The organism is Pseudarthrobacter sp. MM222 (assembly GCF_947090775.1).
Lineage (GTDB): Bacteria > Actinomycetota > Actinomycetes > Actinomycetales > Micrococcaceae > Arthrobacter.
Genome location: NZ_OX352321.1, coordinates 1,185,581 through 1,201,836 on the forward strand (window position 1 = coordinate 1,185,581; position 16,256 = coordinate 1,201,836).

The following is a 16,256-nucleotide window of genomic DNA, read 5'->3' on the forward strand; positions in this document are numbered from 1 at the left end:
GGTACAAGGTGCCAGCTGGTTTTGTCGGCACTGAATAAACCTCCCTGCAACACAGCGGCGCTGGCATGGGATCCACGCGGGGGGAACGCCTGCTGCGAGAGCACTCGTAAGCTCAAGCCTAAATCTAGGCTTCGCTCACAGCTTATTCAATTCAGCCCCCGGTAGGTGACAGGCCCCGGCGCGGTTTTCGTGCCCTTTTGAGACGAACACCACATTTGCTGCCCCGGCGGAGACCGTTGCCGGGCGGTTGCGCGCGCGGGCTGGGCCGTGTCCTGTGCATTGCTCCAAGGCGGCCGGAGCGCATTCGGCTAAAGTAGCCCTGATGACTACAGACAAAGTGACAAGCCAGGACTCACCCAACGACTCGGCCCTGGGCCGGTTTATTGCCGTGATTCCGGCAGGCGGGGTGGGGACCCGCCTCTGGCCCCTGTCGCGGGCAGCAGCCCCGAAGTTTCTGCACGACCTCACGGGGTCGGGCAGCACCTTGCTGAGATCCACGTACGACCGGCTGGAGCCGCTGGCCGGCAAGCACATGCTCGTGGTGACCGGAAAGGCCCACCGTGACGCCGTCTGCCGCCAGTTGCCGGAGATTGACGACGCGGACCTGGTGCTGGAGAGCGAGCCCAAGGACTCCGGCGCCGCCATCGGCCTCGCCGCGGCCATCCTGCACGAGCGCGACCCGGACACCATCATGGGCTCCTTCGCCGCGGACCAGGTGATCAGTCCGGACGGGCTGTTCCATGATGCCGTCAGGGAGGCCATCCACGCCGCCGCGGCCGGCAAGATTGTCACGATCGGCATTATGCCCACGCACCCCTCCACCGGGTTCGGCTACATCCGGGCCGGGAAGAACCTTGGCGTGGCCGGGGCCCCCAGCGCGCAGGCCGTCGTCGAATTCGTGGAGAAGCCCAGCGAAGAGGTCGCCCAGGAGTATGTCGACAGTGGCGAATACGTCTGGAATGCCGGGATGTTCGTGGCTCCGGTCTCGCTGATGCTCAAGCACCTCGAAGCCAACCAGCCCGAACTCTTCGCCGGCTTGCAGGAAATCGCCCAGGCCTGGGACACCCCGCAGCGCGATGAGGTCCAGGCCCGTGTCTGGCCCACCCTGCCCAAGATCGCCATCGACTACGCCGTGGCCGAACCGGCCGCCGCCGCCGGCGACGTCGCCGTCGTTCCGGGTACGTTCCGGTGGGACGACGTCGGGGACTTCGCCTCGGTGGGCCGGCTCAACAGCGCCAAGGAAGTCAAGGACGTCACCGTGATTGGTGAGGGCGCCCGCGTCTTCACGGAGGACGCGAGCGGCGTGGTGGTCTCCGATACCAAGCGCGTGATCGCGCTGATCGGGATCAAGGACGTTGTGGTGGTCGATACCCCGGACGCTTTGCTCGTGATGCACAAGGAGCACTCGCAGCGCGTCAAGCAGGCTGTCGACGCCCTCAAGGCCAGCGGCGACACCGACGTCCTGTAGCCCCTGAATTGCGGCGATTGTTCAGGAAGCCGTAACGCGCCGTACCCGATGCCGGTAATTGTTACGTGCTCGCTAGAGTTATTGGGTGCGCAATTACACTACTGAAGCTGAACCCACCACCCTCGTGGGACCGTGGCTGGAGCCGCTCCTGCCGGAGATGATCGCGTTCCGACGTGATCTGCATGCGCACCCGGAACTGTCCTTCAAGGAATTCCGGACCACCGACAAGCTTGCCAAGCGGCTCGAAGCCGCCGGGCTCAAGCCCCGCCGCCTGGAGGGTACCGGCCTGACCGTGGACGTCGGCGAGGGGCCAATCGCCACCGCCCTCCGCGGCGACATCGACGCCCTCCCGATCATCGAGGAGACCGGCCTCGAGTTTGCCTCCAAAAACCACGGCGTGACGCACGCGTGCGGTCACGACGTGCACACCACCACCATGCTCGGCATTGCCCTGGTCCTGCAGCGCATGCATGAGGAGTCCCCGCTCGGGGGCACGGTCCGGATCATCTTCCAGCCCGCCGAAGAGACCATGCCCGGCGGTGCGCACGCCTGCATCGAGCAGGGTGTACTGGACGGCGTCCCCCGCATCCTGGCACTGCACTGCGATCCGCGGATCAACGTCGGCAAGATCGGCACCCGGATCGGCGCCATCACCTCGGCCTCGGACACGATCAAAATCGAACTCACCGGGCGCGGCGGCCACACCTCCCGCCCGCACCTGACCGAAGACCTCGTCTTCGCCCTCGCCCAGATCGCGGTCAACGTCCCGGCCGTGCTGTCCCGCCGCGTGGACGTCCGCAGCGGCGTTTCCGTTGTCTGGGGCCAGATCTCGGCCGGCTCCGCTCCGAACGCCATCCCCGGCACCGGCTACATGGCAGGCACCATGCGCTGCCTGGACCGTGATGCCTGGCACAGTGCCGGAAAGATCCTCGACGAGGTGGTGCAGGAGATCGCGGCGCCCTACGGCGTGGACGTCCACCTCGAACACACCCGCGGGGTGCCGCCGGTGGTGAACTCCGAACACGAGACCGCCCTCATCGAGGCCGCGGCCCGCGCCGAGATCGGCGAGGGCGCCGTCGTCCTGACGCCGCAGTCGATGGGCGGCGAGGACTTCGCCTGGTTCCTCGCGGAAACCCCCGGCGCCATGATGCGGCTGGGCACCAAAACCCCCGGCGGCGAGGAATACGACCTTCACCGCGGCGACTACATCCTGGACGAGCGCGCCCTCGGCCTGGGCATCCAGGTCCTCACCGCCGCGGCGCTGCGCACCATCCGCGACCTATAGGACGCGTCTCACCTCCATTCGGGCTGATTGTCCGCCCACTTCTTCGCGCACCAATGGTTAGGTTGTGCACAATTCAATTGTGGACTACCGTTGAGCTGTGACCATCGAACCGAGCCTCCCCGTCCCGAACACGGCCGCACCCCGCCTCAACCGGCAGGTCTGCTTCGCGATGTACTCCGCGTCGCGGGCAGCCACCGCGGTGTATCGGCCTCTGCTCGAGGAGCTCGGGCTGACGTACCCGCAGTACCTCGTGATGCTGGTGCTCTGGGAGGAGCAGCCGCGCAGCGTCCGGGAACTGGGGGAGGAGCTTGGGCTCGACTCGGGCACCCTCTCGCCCCTGCTCAAGCGGCTCGAGGCCCTGGGCCTCGTGGAACGGCGCCGGTCCGCGGAGGACGAGCGCCGCGTGGAGGTCCTCCTGACCGGCGCCGGCGCCGCCCTGAGCGGCAAAGCCGCCGGGATACCGCAACAGCTCGCGGACGCCGCCGGGCTCACGCCCGCAGAACTTGACCAGCTCCGGGACACCCTCGGCCGGCTCACCGCCGCGTTGCACTCCGCCCGCTGAGCACTGACCTCCAACCTCCCGCCGACGAGGCCGCCGTCGAAATCGCGGGAAGCGCGCCCATTCGCCGGAAGTTTACGGCGACTCCGCAGGCTTCCGGCGAGTTCGCCACTGAACACTTAACCCCAACCGAACGGAACCCCTTGAAGACTCTCTACACTGCAGTTGCCCTCGCCTCCGGTGAAGGCCGCGACGGCAACGCCCGCAGCCAGGACGGCAAACTCAACGTGACCCTGGCCAGCCCGGTCGAACTCGGTGGCACCGGGGAGGGCACGAATCCCGAGCAGCTGTTCGCCGCCGGGTACGCTGCGTGCTTCCACTCGGCCCTGCGCCTGGTCGGGCGCAAGGAACGGGCGGACCTGACGGATTCCGCTGTCGCCGCCAAGATCCACTTCGGCGCCCTCGCCGACGGCGCCGGCTACGGACTGGCCGCCGAGCTGGAGGTCGCGCTGCCCGGCATGGCGCGGGAGGCCGCAGAGGCTCTCGTGGCGAAGGCGCACCAGATCTGCCCGTACTCCAACGCCACCCGCGGCAACATGAGTGTCGACATCAGCATCCTGGAGGTAGCAGCATGAGCACCCCGAGCGCACCCGCGACGCAACGCCCCGCCGGCGCACTCCCCACCACCACGCGTGAGATCCAGCTGGCGTCCCGGCCGCACGGCCGCCCGGTGCCGGAGAACTTCCGGCTCGCGGAGGCCCCGCTGCCTGCCCTGCAGGACGGCCAGGTGCTGGTCCGCAATCTCTACATCTCCGTCGATCCCTACATGCGGGGCCGGATGAACGACGTCAAGTCCTATTCCGCACCGTTCGCCCTGGATGCGGCGCTCGACGGCGGCGCCGTCGGCGAGGTTATCGCTTCCCGGGCCGAGGGCCGTGCGGTGGGGGACGCGGTCGTGCACCAGCTCGGCTGGCGGGAGTACGCCGTCGTGGATGCCACCGCCACCACGCCGGCCCGCACGGACCTTGCCCCGGCTTCCGCATTCCTCGGGGCGCTCGGCATGACCGGGCTCACGGCGTACGCCGGGCTGTTGAAGGTCGCAGAGTTCGAGCCCGGGGACGCCGTCTTCGTCTCCGGAGCCGCCGGGGCCGTGGGCTCCCTCGTGGGACAGATCGCCAAGGCGAGGGGAGCCTCCCGGGTGATCGGCAGTGCCGGCAGCCCCGAGAAAGTGGCGCGGCTGCTGGAGCTCGGCTTCGACGCCGCCTTCAACTACCACGACGGCCCGGTCCGCGAGCTGCTGCAGGAGGCGGCCGGAACGAACGGGATCGACGTCTACTTCGACAACGTCGGCGGGGATCACCTCGAGGCGGCGCTCTCGGTCCTGAACGTGGGCGGACGGGTGGCCCTGTGCGGCGCCATTTCGCAGTACAACGCCACCGCCGCCCCGGCTGGCCCCCGCAACCTGGCCGTCGCCATCGGCAAACAGCTGACCCTGCGCGGCTTCCTCGTCGGCGGACAGCGGCAGCATTCCGCGGAATTCGCCCAGCAGATGGCGGCTTGGCTGGCCGACGGCACGGTCAGGTACGACGAGACCGTGGTGGACGGGCTGGAAAATGCGCCGCAGGCCTTCATTGACCTGCTCGACGGCGCCAACACCGGCAAGATGCTCGTCCGGATCTAGGGCGTCGCTGGCCCGCGCCCGCGCAGCGGCTACCGCTTGGTAACAAGTTCTCAACAATCTGCGCAATCCAGCGACGGTGTGCTATCAGCACGTGTCGCAGGCCACTAAAGTAGCTTGCATCAGTGCGCCTCGGCGCAGTGCTGCGAATTCATCAGTGAAAACAGATTCAGCGGGAACCCCGCAGACAGACACTCATTGAACTCCCGTCGTAGCGCATAATCTTTCTTCCTGGAGGAACATTGAAGAACTCTCTGCGTGCCACCCTCAAGCGCGGTTCTCTGTCCGGTGTCGCCACCGCGGGCGCGGCTGCACTCCTGTTGACCGGCTGCGGGGCAGCCCCCGAAGCCGGCAGCAGCGCCACCCAGACGGCCAGCAACTTCACCGGCTGCATCGTCTCCGACTCGGGTGGATTCGACGACCAGTCATTCAACCAGTCCTCCTACGAAGGCCTGAAGAAGGCGGAGAAGGACCTGGGCATCAAGGTGAACCAGGTTGAGTCCAAGACCAACAACGATTTCGAGCCCAACCTGCGGGCCATGGTGACGGCCGGCTGCAACCTGACCGTCACGGTCGGCTTCCTGCTCGGCGACGCCACGAAGGCGCAGGCCACGGCGAACCCGAACAGCCACTTCGCCATCATCGACTTCGGCTACGAGACCCCGATCAGCAACGTCAAGCCGATCATCTACGACACGGCGCAGGCGGCCTTCCTGGCGGGTTACCTCGCGGCCGGCACCACCAAGACCGGAACGGTGGCCACCTTCGGTGGCATCAAGATCCCCACCGTCACCATCTTCATGGACGGCTACGCCGACGGCGTGAAGTACTACAACGAACAGAAGGGCAAGAACGTCAAGGTCCTTGGCTGGGACAAGGCCAAGCAGGACGGCTCCTTCACCGGTGACTTCGAAAAGCAGGACAAGGGCAAGCAGTTCACCCAGAACTTCCTGGACCAGGGTGCGGACATCGTGATGCCCGTCGCCGGTCCGGTCGGTAAGGGTGCGGGCGCGGCCCTGAAGGAAGCCAAGGCTGCAGGCAAGGACGTCAAGCTCATCTGGGTCGACTCCGACGGCTTCCTCACGGCGCCGGACTACAAGGACATCATGCTCTCCTCCGTCATGAAGCAGATGGGCGAGGCCGTTGAGACCGTTGTGAAGGAAGACAAGGACGGCAAGTTCACGAACACGCCGTACGTCGGCACCCTCGCGAACGACGGCGTGCAGCTGGCTCCGTTCCACGACCTGGATTCCGCGGTTCCGGCCGAGCTGAAGACCGAGCTGGACCAGATCAAGAAGGACATCGCCGACGGCAAGCTGAAGGTTGAATCCGCAGCCAGCCCGAAGGTCTAACTTCCTCCGCTAAGCGCCACGGCCCGTACGGTCATCCACCGCACGGGCTGTGGCGCTTTTCGTTGAGCGGACGCAGTTCCGCTGCAGGCCGCAGGCACTAGGCTGGTCCTGCAGCCCCGTCACCCGTCCGGGCCAAGCCGTCCGGACACTTCGAGATTGGTCAGAGTTTTGAAACTTGAACTCAAGGGGATCACCAAACGCTTCGGCTCCCTGGTAGCCAACGACCACATCGATGTGGTCGTTGAACCCGGGCAGATTCACTGTCTGCTCGGCGAGAACGGCGCTGGCAAGTCCACGCTGATGAATGTGTTGTACGGGCTGTACGAGCCCACCGAGGGCGAAATCCTCATCGACGGCAAACCCGTCACCTTCCGCGGCCCCGGGGACGCCATGGCAGCCGGCATCGGCATGGTGCACCAGCACTTCATGCTGGTTCCCGTCTTCACGGTCGCCGAAAACGTCGCCCTTGGAGCGGAAGCCACCAAGGCCGGCGGCTTCCTGAACCTTGACGACACCCGCCGGAAGATCAAGGAGATCTCCGACCGGTACGGCTTCGACGTGGACCCCGACGCGCTGATCGAGGACCTTCCGGTGGGCGTGCAGCAGCGAGTCGAAATCATCAAGGCCCTCGTCCGCGACGCCAAGGTGCTGATCCTCGACGAGCCGACCGCCGTGCTCACCCCGCAGGACACTGATGAGCTGCTGGATATCATGCGCCAGCTGAAGAGCCACGGCACCTCGATCGTCTTCATTTCGCACAAGCTCCGCGAGGTCAAGGCCGTTTCGGACACCATCACGGTGATCCGCCGCGGCAAGGTGGTCGGCAGCGCCGATCCCGGCGCCTCGACAACCGAGCTCGCCTCCATGATGGTGGGCCGGGCCGTCAGCCTGACGCTGGACAAGGCCCCGGCCAAGCCGCAGGAAAAGACCTTCCAGGTCCAGGACCTGACGGTCATTGCGCCCAGCGGCCAGCACGTGGTGGACGGCATCAGCTTCGACATCGCCCGTGGTGAGATCCTCGCCATCGCCGGTGTCCAGGGCAACGGCCAGACCGAACTGACCGAGGCCATCCTGGGCCTGCAGGACCGGGTCCAGGGCTCCATCCTGCTCGACGGTGAAGAACTTGTGGGCCGCAACGTCAAGGACGTGCTCAACTCCGGCGTCGGCTTCGTGCCGGAGGACCGCTCCGTTGACGGCTTGATCGGCACCTTCTCGATTGCCGAAAACCTGATCCTGGACCGCTACGACCAGGCACCGTTCGCCAAGGGCATCAGCATGAGCCCGGCCAAGGTCCTGGAGAACGCGAAAACCCGGATCGACGAGTTCGACGTGCGCACCCCCTCCGGTTCGCTCGCCGCGGGCACCCTGTCCGGCGGCAACCAGCAGAAAGTCGTGATGGCGCGGGAACTGTCCCGTCCGCTGCGGCTCTTCATCGCCTCGCAGCCCACCCGCGGCGTGGACGTCGGATCGATCGAGTTCCTGCACAAACGCATCGTGGCGGAGCGGGACCACGGCACCCCCGTGATGATCGTCTCCACCGAACTGGACGAGGTGATTGAGCTCGCCGACCGGATCGCAGTGCTCTACAAGGGCAAGCTCGTCGGGATTGTCCCCGCCGGCACCGGACGCGATGTCCTCGGACTGATGATGGCCGGACTGTCCCCGGCCGACGCCCAGGCGGACACCGCCACCAAGCACCACGCCGGCAGCCGGGCCACGAGCCCGGCGCATGCCGCACAGCCTGTGCAGGAGACCCACTCCGGCGCCGTAGGAGAACACCATGACTGAACAACACCACCCGCGCCACGCGGCGGAACCGGCCCCGGAAACGGCCTCCGGCTCGGCGCCGGACACGGCGCCCGAGGGAGAGATCCAGGCACCGGACGCCGCCTCGGTCGCCGCGCTGGACACCGCCGGGGGAGCCATGCGGCCCTCGGCCGTGCCTGTCTCGGCGCAGAGCGGCGCTGTCCCGGGTGGTCCGGACTCGGTGCTGCGCAGGATCTTCACCGGCAGCGGCATCGTCTCCGTCCTGGCCGTGCTCCTCGCTCTGATCCTCGGCGGCCTGCTCATCGCCAGCACGGACAAACAGGTCGGCGCCACGGCGGGCTACCTCTTTGCCCGCCCCAGCGACTTCTTCTCCGCCGTCTGGTCCGCCGCCACCCGCTCCTACGTGGCCCTGTTCCAGGGCTCGGTGTTCAACCCCCGCGGTTCCGGCATCGGCGGCCAGTTCGCCCCGCTCCTGGAGACCCTCACCATCGCCACCCCGCTGATCACGGCGGGCCTCGGCGTCGCCCTGGCCTTCCGCGCCGGCCTGTTCAACATCGGCGCCCAGGGCCAGATCATCATGGCCGGCATCCTGGCGTCCTGGGTCGGCTTCGCGCTGCACCTGCCGATGGGGCTGCACCTGCTGCTGGTCCTGCTGGCCGGCATCGCCGGCGGTGCCCTCTGGGGCGGCCTCGTCGGGCTCCTCAAAGCCAGGACCGGCGCCCACGAGGTGATCGTGACCATCATGTTCAACTACATCGCGCTGTACCTTGTGCGCTACCTGCTGGACACGCCGGCTTTCCAGCGCCCGGGGGAGACCACTCCGATCTCCCCGGTCCTGGACCCCTCCGCCGTGTACCCGCAGATCCTCGGCAGCCAGTACCGGCTGCACCTGGGCTTCCTGCTGGCCATCGCTGCCACCGTGTTCGTCTGGTGGCTGCTGAACCGCTCCACGATCGGCTTCGAATTCCGGGCCGTCGGCGCCAACCCCAAGGCGGCGCTGACCGCCGGCATCAACGTGCCGCGCGCCACGATCCTGGTGATGGCAATCGCCGGCGGCCTGGCCGGACTTTCCGGCGTCGCACAGGTGGCGGGCACGGAAAAGGTCCTCACCGACGGCGTCGCGGCCACGTACGGCTTCGACGCCATCACGGTGGCGCTGCTGGGACGTTCGACGCCGTGGGGCACCTTCGCCGCCGGCGTGCTGTTCGGCGCCTTCCGCGCCGGAGCCGTGCAGATGCAGATCCAGACCGGAACCCCGATCGACATCGTGCTGGTGGTCCAGTCGCTGATCGTGCTGTTCATCGCAGCGCCGCCCCTGGTCCGGGCGATCTTCGGACTCAACCCGCGCAAGAAGAAGGCCGCACCCGCCGGCAAGTCCCCGCAGGCAGCAACCACCGGAGGTGCAGCATGAGCACAACAGCAACGTCGCCCCAACCGGGCAAATCGCAGCCCGACAAACCCCCAGCGGGACAGGCCGCCCCGGCCGCGGACACCACGCCGTCCGTAACCTTCAAACCAGTGACCTGGAAGCTGCCGGTGACGCTGCTGGTGCTGGGCGCCGTCGCGTTCATCTTCTTCGGCCTGCTCGGTCCCAACCAGACCGCCAAGTTCGGCATCTCCTCCAGCGGTGACTTCTTCCAGCTGCCCGCGATCGAAGTGCCCGCCTTCCTCGGCGGGATCGTGCTCTCCGTGATCATGCTGGGCCTGGCGGGCTACGCCCTGTTCCTCAAGACCAAGAACCAGCGGCCGCCGCGCTGGCTGCCGATCACTTTCATGGTCCTCTTCGTGGCCGCCTTCCTGATCTGGGTGGTCGGCGGTGCCCGGACCCCCAGCATCTCGCTGGCGGGCCTGATCGCCGGGTCCGTGACCCTCGCCGTGCCGCTGGTCTTCGGTTCGCTGTCCGGCGTGCTCTGCGAACGCGTCGGCGTCGTCAACATCGCCATCGAAGGCCAGCTCCTGGGCGGTGCCTTCACCGCCGCCATCGTGGCCACCCTGACCCACAACCCCTACGTGGGCCTGCTCGCCGCGGCCGTTGCCGGGGCCGCGGTGTCGATGGTGCTGGCCCTGTTCAGCATCAAGTACGTGGTCAACCAGATCATCGTCGGTGTGGTGCTCAACGTCCTGGTGTCCGGCCTCACGGGCTTCCTGTTCAGCACCGTCATGCAGGCGGACAAGGAAATGTTCAACGCCCCCGGCCGGCTGCCGATCATCGAGATCCCCGTGCTGTCCAGCATCCCCGTGCTGGGCCCCATCCTGTTCAAGCAGTCGGTGGTCGGCTACCTCATGTACGCCGCCGTTCTGCTGGTCTGGGTCGGGTTGTTCAAGACCAAGTGGGGCCTGCGGGTCCGGGCCGTCGGCGAACACCCGCAGGCCGCGGACACCATGGGCATCAAGGTCAACGCCACCCGCTTCTGGAACGTCACCCTCGGCGGTGCCATCGCCGGCATCGGCGGATCGTTCTTCACCCTCGTGGCGATCGACAGCTTCACCAAGGAGATCTCCGGGGGCCGCGGCTTCATTGCCCTCGCCGCCCTGATCTTCGGCCGCTGGAACCCGATCGGGGCATTCTTCGCGGCCCTGCTGTTCGGCTTCGCGGACAACCTGCAGAGCATCGTGACCATCATCGGCACCCCTGTCCCGAGCCAGTTCATGGCCATGCTGCCCTACCTCGTGACGGTGCTGGCCGTGGCCGGCCTCGTGGGCCGATCCCGTCCTCCCGCCGCCAGCGGCATACCGTACGTCAAGGGCTGACGGGCGTGGACAGCACCGACGTCGACTGGGCGGCCCTCGAGGCCGCCGCGGTGGCCGCGATGAACAACGCGTATGCGCCCTATTCGAAGTTCGCGGTGGGGGCAGCGGCCCTCACCGCGGACGGCCGCATCGTCAGCGGCTGCAATGTCGAGAACGCCAGCTACGGACTGACCCTGTGCGCCGAGTGCGCGCTCGTGGGCAATCTGCACATGACCGGCGGCGGACTGCTGCGCGCCTTCTACTGTGTCGACGCCGGCGGCAACGTCCTGATGCCGTGCGGACGCTGCCGGCAGCTGCTTTACGAATTCCGGGCTCCGGACATGGAGCTCATGACCACGCAGGGAATCCGGACCATGGACCAGGTCCTTCCCGATGCCTTTGGCCCCCAACACCTGGAGGAAACCCGGTGACACCAGTGACACAGACCAACAGCACCGAAGCGTTCGACGCCGTCGACATCATCCGCGTCAAGCGGGACAAGGGCGTGCTCAGCCCCGCGCAGATCGACTGGACCATCGACGCGTACACCCGCGGCGCCATCGCCGACGAGCAGATGGCGGCCCTGAACATGGCCATCCTGCTCAACGGCATGGACCGCGCCGAGATTTCCCGCTGGACGGCGGCGATGATCGCCTCCGGCGAGCGGATGGACTTCTCCAGCCTGCGCCGGCCCGACGGCGGCGTAAAGCCCACGAGCGACAAGCACTCCACCGGCGGCGTGGGGGACAAGATCACCCTGCCGCTGGCACCCCTCGTCGCGGTCTTCGGCGTGGCCGTGCCGCAGCTCTCCGGCCGCGGCCTTGGCCACACCGGCGGGACCCTGGACAAGCTCGAATCGATCCCGGGCTGGCGCGCGGCGCTGAGCAACGAGGAAATGCTGGCCCAGCTCCAGGACGTGGGCGCCGTCATCTGTGCCGCGGGCGCCGGCCTGGCCCCGGCCGACAAGAAGCTCTACGCCCTGCGGGACGTCACCGGCACCGTCGAGGCCATCCCGCTGATCGCCTCCTCCATCATGAGCAAGAAGATCGCCGAAGGCACCGGCTCGCTGGTGCTCGACGTCAAGGTGGGCAGCGGTGCCTTCATGAAGGACGAGGCCCGCGCCCGCGAACTGGCCGAGACCATGGTGGCCCTCGGCAAGGACGCCGGCGTCAACACGGTGGCGCTGCTGACGAACATGAACACGCCGCTGGGCCTGACCGCGGGCAACGCGATCGAGGTCGAGGAATCCGTGGAGGTTCTCGCCGGCGGGGGTCCGGAAGACGTCGTCGAACTGACCGTCCGGCTGGCCGAGGAGATGCTTGCCTGCGCCGGTGTCCGCGACGCCGATCCGCGGGCAGCGCTCAAGGATGGCCGGGCCATGGACGTCTGGAACCGCATGATCGCGGCGCAGGGCGGGGACCCGCGCGCGAAGCTCCCGGTAGCCAAGGAATCTGAGGTGATCTACGCGCCCGCCGACGGCGTCCTGGTGGAACTCGACGCCATGGCCGTCGGGGTCGCGGCGTGGCGCCTGGGCGCAGGCCGCGCGCGGAAGGAAGACCAGGTCCAGGCGGGGGCCGGCGTGCGCATGCATGCCAAACCCGGCGCCATGGTCAAGGCCGGCGAGCCCCTGATGACTCTGCTGACTGACACGCCAGAGAAGTTCGAGCGGGCCAAGGAAGCGCTGGAGCACGCCGTCGTGATTGCACCGGAAGGCTCCCGCCCGGCGCAGCAGCTGATCATCGACCGCATCGCCTGAGCAAACCCCGGTTGCCCTATCACTTGTGGTCCCCAAACCTCTCTGGTTTAGCCGCCACAAGTGATAGGGCAACCAAGGGTGGGGGCCGGCAGTACACTGGCTCCACAGCAATACTCCCGGGGAGCGGTCCGGACCGCGGCCCGTTCGGTGCGGGAGAGTTCGCGAGCCGCCGTGCGTTAGGAAACCGTGCAGGCAATCAACGACTTCATCCTGGCAGCCGCCGCGCAACCCTGGGTCCTCATCCTCGTGTTCGCGTGCTGCGTCATCGACGGCTTCTTCCCGCCCATCCCCAGTGAATCGGTGGTGGTGGGGCTGGCCGCGGTTGCTGCGACGGCGGACGTCCCGGCTCCCGCGCTGCTGCTGATGACCGCTGCCGGGGGCGCTTTCGTGGGCGACAACGCGGCCTACCTGATCGGGCGCCGGACGGGTACGCGGCGCTGGTCCTGGATGCGCGGACCGCGGATGCAGGCGGCCTTCCATTGGGCCGGCCGGGAGCTGCGCAAGCGGTCGGCATCGCTGATCCTGGTGGCACGCTTTGTCCCGATCGGCCGCGTCGCCGTTAACCTGACCGCGGGAGCAACCCACTACCCGAGGCCCAGGTTCGTGGGACTGACCGTGTTGTCCGCCGTGCTCTGGGCCAGTTACTCCGTGGCCATCGGGATGTTTTTTGGCCAGTGGTTCGAAGACAACCACCTGCTGGGCGTGATCGTGGCAGTGGTTTGCGCGATCACTCTTGGCATCGGCATCGATCTGGTGATCAGCAGGGTCCGCGGCAAACTCCCGGCACCGGTTGAGAAGCCCGGCCCGGCCTCCGGGCCTGCGCCGGAATAGGGGACCGGGGGGCCGGTTCGGCGGCTTCGGGTGCGGGGAACCGGTTCAAACCTCCGGTGCGAAGACGTAGCGAACCGCGCCTCGGCCGTGGGACACTAGGGAGCGATTTACGTCACTTTCGTTAGCCTCATTTCGTCTAGGAGCAATGCTGCGTGGAGTTCATTAATGAGGCCGTGCTTCATGCAGCGGGCCAGTGGTGGATATACCCCCTCCTGCTGGTCTTCTTTTTTGTCGACGGATTCGCCATGGTGGTCCCGAGTGAGACCCTTATCGTTGCGCTGGCGGCGTTCTCCCGGCACAGCGGAAATCCCAACCTCTGGATTCTGGGCCTGACCGCGCTTGTCGGCGCGATTGCGGGCGACAACATGGCCTACCTCCTGGGCCGGAAGATCGGCCTTGAGCGCTGGCGGTGGATGCGCAAGCCAAAGGTCCAGAAGGTGTTCGGCTGGGCGCGCTACGAGCTTGAGAAGCGCGGCGCGGTCCTGATTTTCACGGCGCGCTACATTCCCTGGGGACGCGTGGCGGTCAATTACGTGGCCGGCACCACCGGGTTTCCGCACCGGAAATTCTTCGCCCTGGACGCGTTCGCCTGCCTCACCTGGGTGGCCTATTCCATTGGCATCGGCATCCTGGCCAGCTCCTTCCCGTGGCTGCACCACAACCCCCTGCTGAGCGCCGGCATAGCCGTCGTATTTGCGATCGTGCTGGGCATAGTGATCGATCACGCGCTCCGCTGGTGGCACAAACGCCTGGCGCGGCACGACGAGCCGTCCAGCCCGGCCGAGGAAGTGCCCTCCGGCCCCGCCGCCGAACTTTCGGACAGTCCCGCCGCGGCCGAGTCGGTGCCCGCCGCAACCCCCTGACCGCAACCTCCTGACCGAGACAGCAGTACCGGCGGGAATGTCCGCCAGCGCCCGGATCCGCGGCAACTGGCATCCGGGGTCCTCCGACCCTAAGGTGGGAACGTGACTGAGACTATTCTTGACGCTGCCCCTGACCTCGACTTCGACCTGAAGGGCCTTCCCAAGGTTTCCCTTCACGACCACCTGGATGGCGGGCTGCGTCCGGCCACCATCATCGAACTGGCCGAGGCCGTCGGCCACACGCTGCCCTCGACCGACCCCGTCGCGTTGGGGCAGTGGTTCCGCGAATCAGCCGACTCCGGCTCCCTGGTGCGCTACCTTGAAACGTTCGACCACACCATCGCCGTGATGCAGACCAAGGACGGCCTGTTCCGGGTCGCCAAGGAGTTCGTCGAGGACCTGGCGGACGACGGCGTCGTCTACGGCGAAGTGCGTTGGGCTCCCGAGCAGCACCTGCAGCAGGGCCTGAGCCTGGACGAAGTGGTGGAGGCCGTGCAGGCCGGCCTCGAAGCGGGCGTGGACGCCGTCGCGGAGACCGGCCGCGACATCCAGGTCGGCCAGCTCATCACCGCCATGCGCCACGCGGACCGGGGCCAGGAGATTGCCGAACTCGCCGTACGCCACCGCGACAAGGGCGCCGTCGGTTTTGACATTGCCGGCGCCGAAGACGGTTTCCCCGCTTCCCGGTTCAAGGACGCCTTCACCTACCTGGCGCAGCACAACTTCCCGGCCACCGTGCACGCCGGTGAGGCCGCCGGACTGGACAGCATCCAGTCCGCTCTCGTGGACGGCCGGGCCCTCCGCCTGGGCCACGGTATCCGGATCGCCGAGGACGTCACCGTCGAATTCGAGGACGACGAAGACGCCGCGGCAGACGCGGACGAGAGCGACAACATCGGCCTTGTGACCCTCGGCGAGCTCGCCAGCTGGGTCCGCGACCGCGGCATCGCCCTGGAGATCTGCCCCTCCTCCAATCTGCAGACGGGCGCCGTTGCCGGCTTCGGCGAGGGAATCGAAAGCCACCCGCTGGACATGCTCTACCAGCTCGGCTTCAACGTCACCATCAACACGGACAACCGGCTGATGAGCGGCGTAACCCTGACCGACGAGTTCGAACTGCTCGTGGAGACCTTCGACTACGACCTCGATGACCTGCTGGAGCTGACCCTTAACGCAGCTGAGGCGGCTTTCCTCCCGCTGGAGGAGAAGGAAGCCCTCGTCGAGTACATCAACGAGGCCTACGCCGACCTTGGCTAACGAGGACACCTCACCCGTCCAGGGGCTGGTGGCAGTGATCGCGGCGCTGCGCGAGCACTGCCCCTGGATGGGTGCCCTCACCCATGAATCCCTCGTGGAGTACCTCCTTGAGGAGGCCCACGAGGTCGCCGAGACCATCGAAGCCGGCGGCGGGGATCCCGAACTGCAGGCCGAGCTGGGTGACGTCCTGCTGCAGGTAGTCCTGCACGCCCGGCTTGCGCAGGAACGCAACGCCTTCGATCTCGACGACGTCGCCCGCGGCCTCACCGCCAAGATGATCCGCCGCAACCCGCACGTGTTCCGCCCCGACGGCACGCTGCAGGACTCCTTCCCGGCGACGGTGCAGGAAATCGTCCGGAAATGGGACGCCGTCAAGCGTTCCGAAAAGCTGCTGCATACGGACAAGTCCCATCCCGGGAACGCCCTCGACGGCGTCCCCGCGGCGCTCCCGGCCCTGGCCCGGGCCCAGAAGCTTCTGGACCGCGCCGAGCGGTCCGGCCTCGCGCCGGCCGGCGCCGGATCCGCCGTCGACGTCCCCGGCACCGAAGAGGAACTCGGGGAGCTGCTTTTCGGCATTGCCGCCGCGGCCCGGGCCAAGGGGCTCGACGCCGAACGCGCCCTCCGCGGGGCCGCCCGCCGCTTCCAGGACAGCCACGCACTCCCGCCGTCGCCTTGATGACGCCGGGAATTGGATAGGTTTCCGTAACCTGCGCCACTCTCGACTAGGCTAGGAGGGACGAGGACGTCGGTTTTCAGCTTGATTCCAGCCA

At 67.4% G+C, this 16,256-nt stretch carries 15 protein-coding genes; all 15 read left to right on the forward strand.

Translation table 11 applies throughout. The features are described 5' to 3' along the window. The first annotated feature begins 322 nt into the window (after positions 1-322). The 15 genes from OM977_RS05405 to OM977_RS05475 all read left to right on the forward strand — a co-directional run bounded on the left by OM977_RS05405 (position 323) and on the right by OM977_RS05475 (position 16,162). Positions 323-1,468: a mannose-1-phosphate guanylyltransferase gene (locus OM977_RS05405; RefSeq protein ID WP_264356503.1), complete on the forward strand. Its 1,146-nt coding sequence runs from the start codon at positions 323-325 to the stop codon at positions 1,466-1,468. Positions 1,469-1,553: 85 nt separating this feature from the next. Next, positions 1,554-2,753 (forward strand): amidohydrolase, encoded by a 1,200-nt coding sequence (locus tag OM977_RS05410; protein WP_264356504.1) that lies wholly within the window; start codon positions 1,554-1,556, stop codon positions 2,751-2,753. Positions 2,754-2,922: 169 nt separating this feature from the next. After that, a complete protein-coding gene (locus tag OM977_RS05415) occupies positions 2,923-3,315 on the forward strand; it encodes a MarR family winged helix-turn-helix transcriptional regulator (RefSeq protein ID WP_264357304.1) in 393 nt (130 codons plus the stop codon). 140 nt (positions 3,316-3,455) lie between these two features. After that, a complete protein-coding gene (locus OM977_RS05420; RefSeq protein ID WP_264356505.1) occupies positions 3,456-3,887 on the forward strand; it encodes an organic hydroperoxide resistance protein in 432 nt (143 codons plus the stop codon). Further along, positions 3,884-4,933 carry an NADP-dependent oxidoreductase gene (locus OM977_RS05425; protein WP_264356506.1) on the forward strand — a complete coding sequence of 350 codons (1,050 nt, stop codon included), beginning with the start codon at positions 3,884-3,886 and terminating at the stop codon, positions 4,931-4,933. The genes OM977_RS05420 and OM977_RS05425 overlap by 4 nt, the downstream gene beginning before the upstream one ends. A 239-nt stretch (positions 4,934-5,172) precedes the next feature. Further along, the gene (locus OM977_RS05430; protein WP_264356507.1) at positions 5,173-6,282 is read left to right on the forward strand and encodes a BMP family lipoprotein; all 1,110 of its coding nucleotides are present in this window, start codon (positions 5,173-5,175) and stop codon (positions 6,280-6,282) included. Between the two features lie 168 nt (positions 6,283-6,450). Further along, complete coding sequence (locus OM977_RS05435; RefSeq protein ID WP_264356508.1) at positions 6,451-8,070, forward strand: ABC transporter ATP-binding protein; 1,620 nt, start codon at positions 6,451-6,453, stop codon at positions 8,068-8,070. Beyond that, entirely contained in the window at positions 8,063-9,460 is a 1,398-nt protein-coding gene (locus OM977_RS05440; RefSeq protein WP_264356509.1) for an ABC transporter permease, read from the forward strand. The genes OM977_RS05435 and OM977_RS05440 overlap by 8 nt, the downstream gene beginning before the upstream one ends. Continuing rightward, positions 9,457-10,800, forward strand: coding sequence for an ABC transporter permease (locus tag OM977_RS05445; protein ID WP_264356510.1), 1,344 nt, complete (start codon positions 9,457-9,459; stop codon positions 10,798-10,800). Before OM977_RS05440 ends, OM977_RS05445 begins: the two co-directional genes overlap by 4 nt. Positions 10,801-10,859: 59 nt before the next feature. Beyond that, entirely contained in the window at positions 10,860-11,210 is a 351-nt protein-coding gene (locus OM977_RS05450; protein WP_442960720.1) for a cytidine deaminase, read from the forward strand. A gap of 5 nt (positions 11,211-11,215) precedes the next feature. Further along, entirely contained in the window at positions 11,216-12,535 is a 1,320-nt protein-coding gene (locus OM977_RS05455) for a thymidine phosphorylase (protein WP_264357305.1), read from the forward strand. 186 nt (positions 12,536-12,721) lie between these two features. Continuing rightward, positions 12,722-13,366 carry a DedA family protein gene (locus tag OM977_RS05460; protein ID WP_264356512.1) on the forward strand — a complete coding sequence of 215 codons (645 nt, stop codon included), beginning with the start codon at positions 12,722-12,724 and terminating at the stop codon, positions 13,364-13,366. Positions 13,367-13,518: 152 nt separating this feature from the next. After that, complete coding sequence (locus OM977_RS05465) at positions 13,519-14,229, forward strand: DedA family protein (RefSeq protein WP_264356513.1); 711 nt, start codon at positions 13,519-13,521, stop codon at positions 14,227-14,229. 102 nt (positions 14,230-14,331) lie between these two features. Beyond that, positions 14,332-15,486, forward strand: a complete 1,155-nt coding sequence (locus OM977_RS05470; protein ID WP_264356514.1) for an adenosine deaminase — start codon at positions 14,332-14,334, stop codon at positions 15,484-15,486. Between the two features lie 67 nt (positions 15,487-15,553). Then, complete coding sequence (locus tag OM977_RS05475) at positions 15,554-16,162, forward strand: MazG nucleotide pyrophosphohydrolase domain-containing protein (protein ID WP_264357306.1); 609 nt, start codon at positions 15,554-15,556, stop codon at positions 16,160-16,162. Positions 16,163-16,256 lie beyond the last annotated feature (94 nt).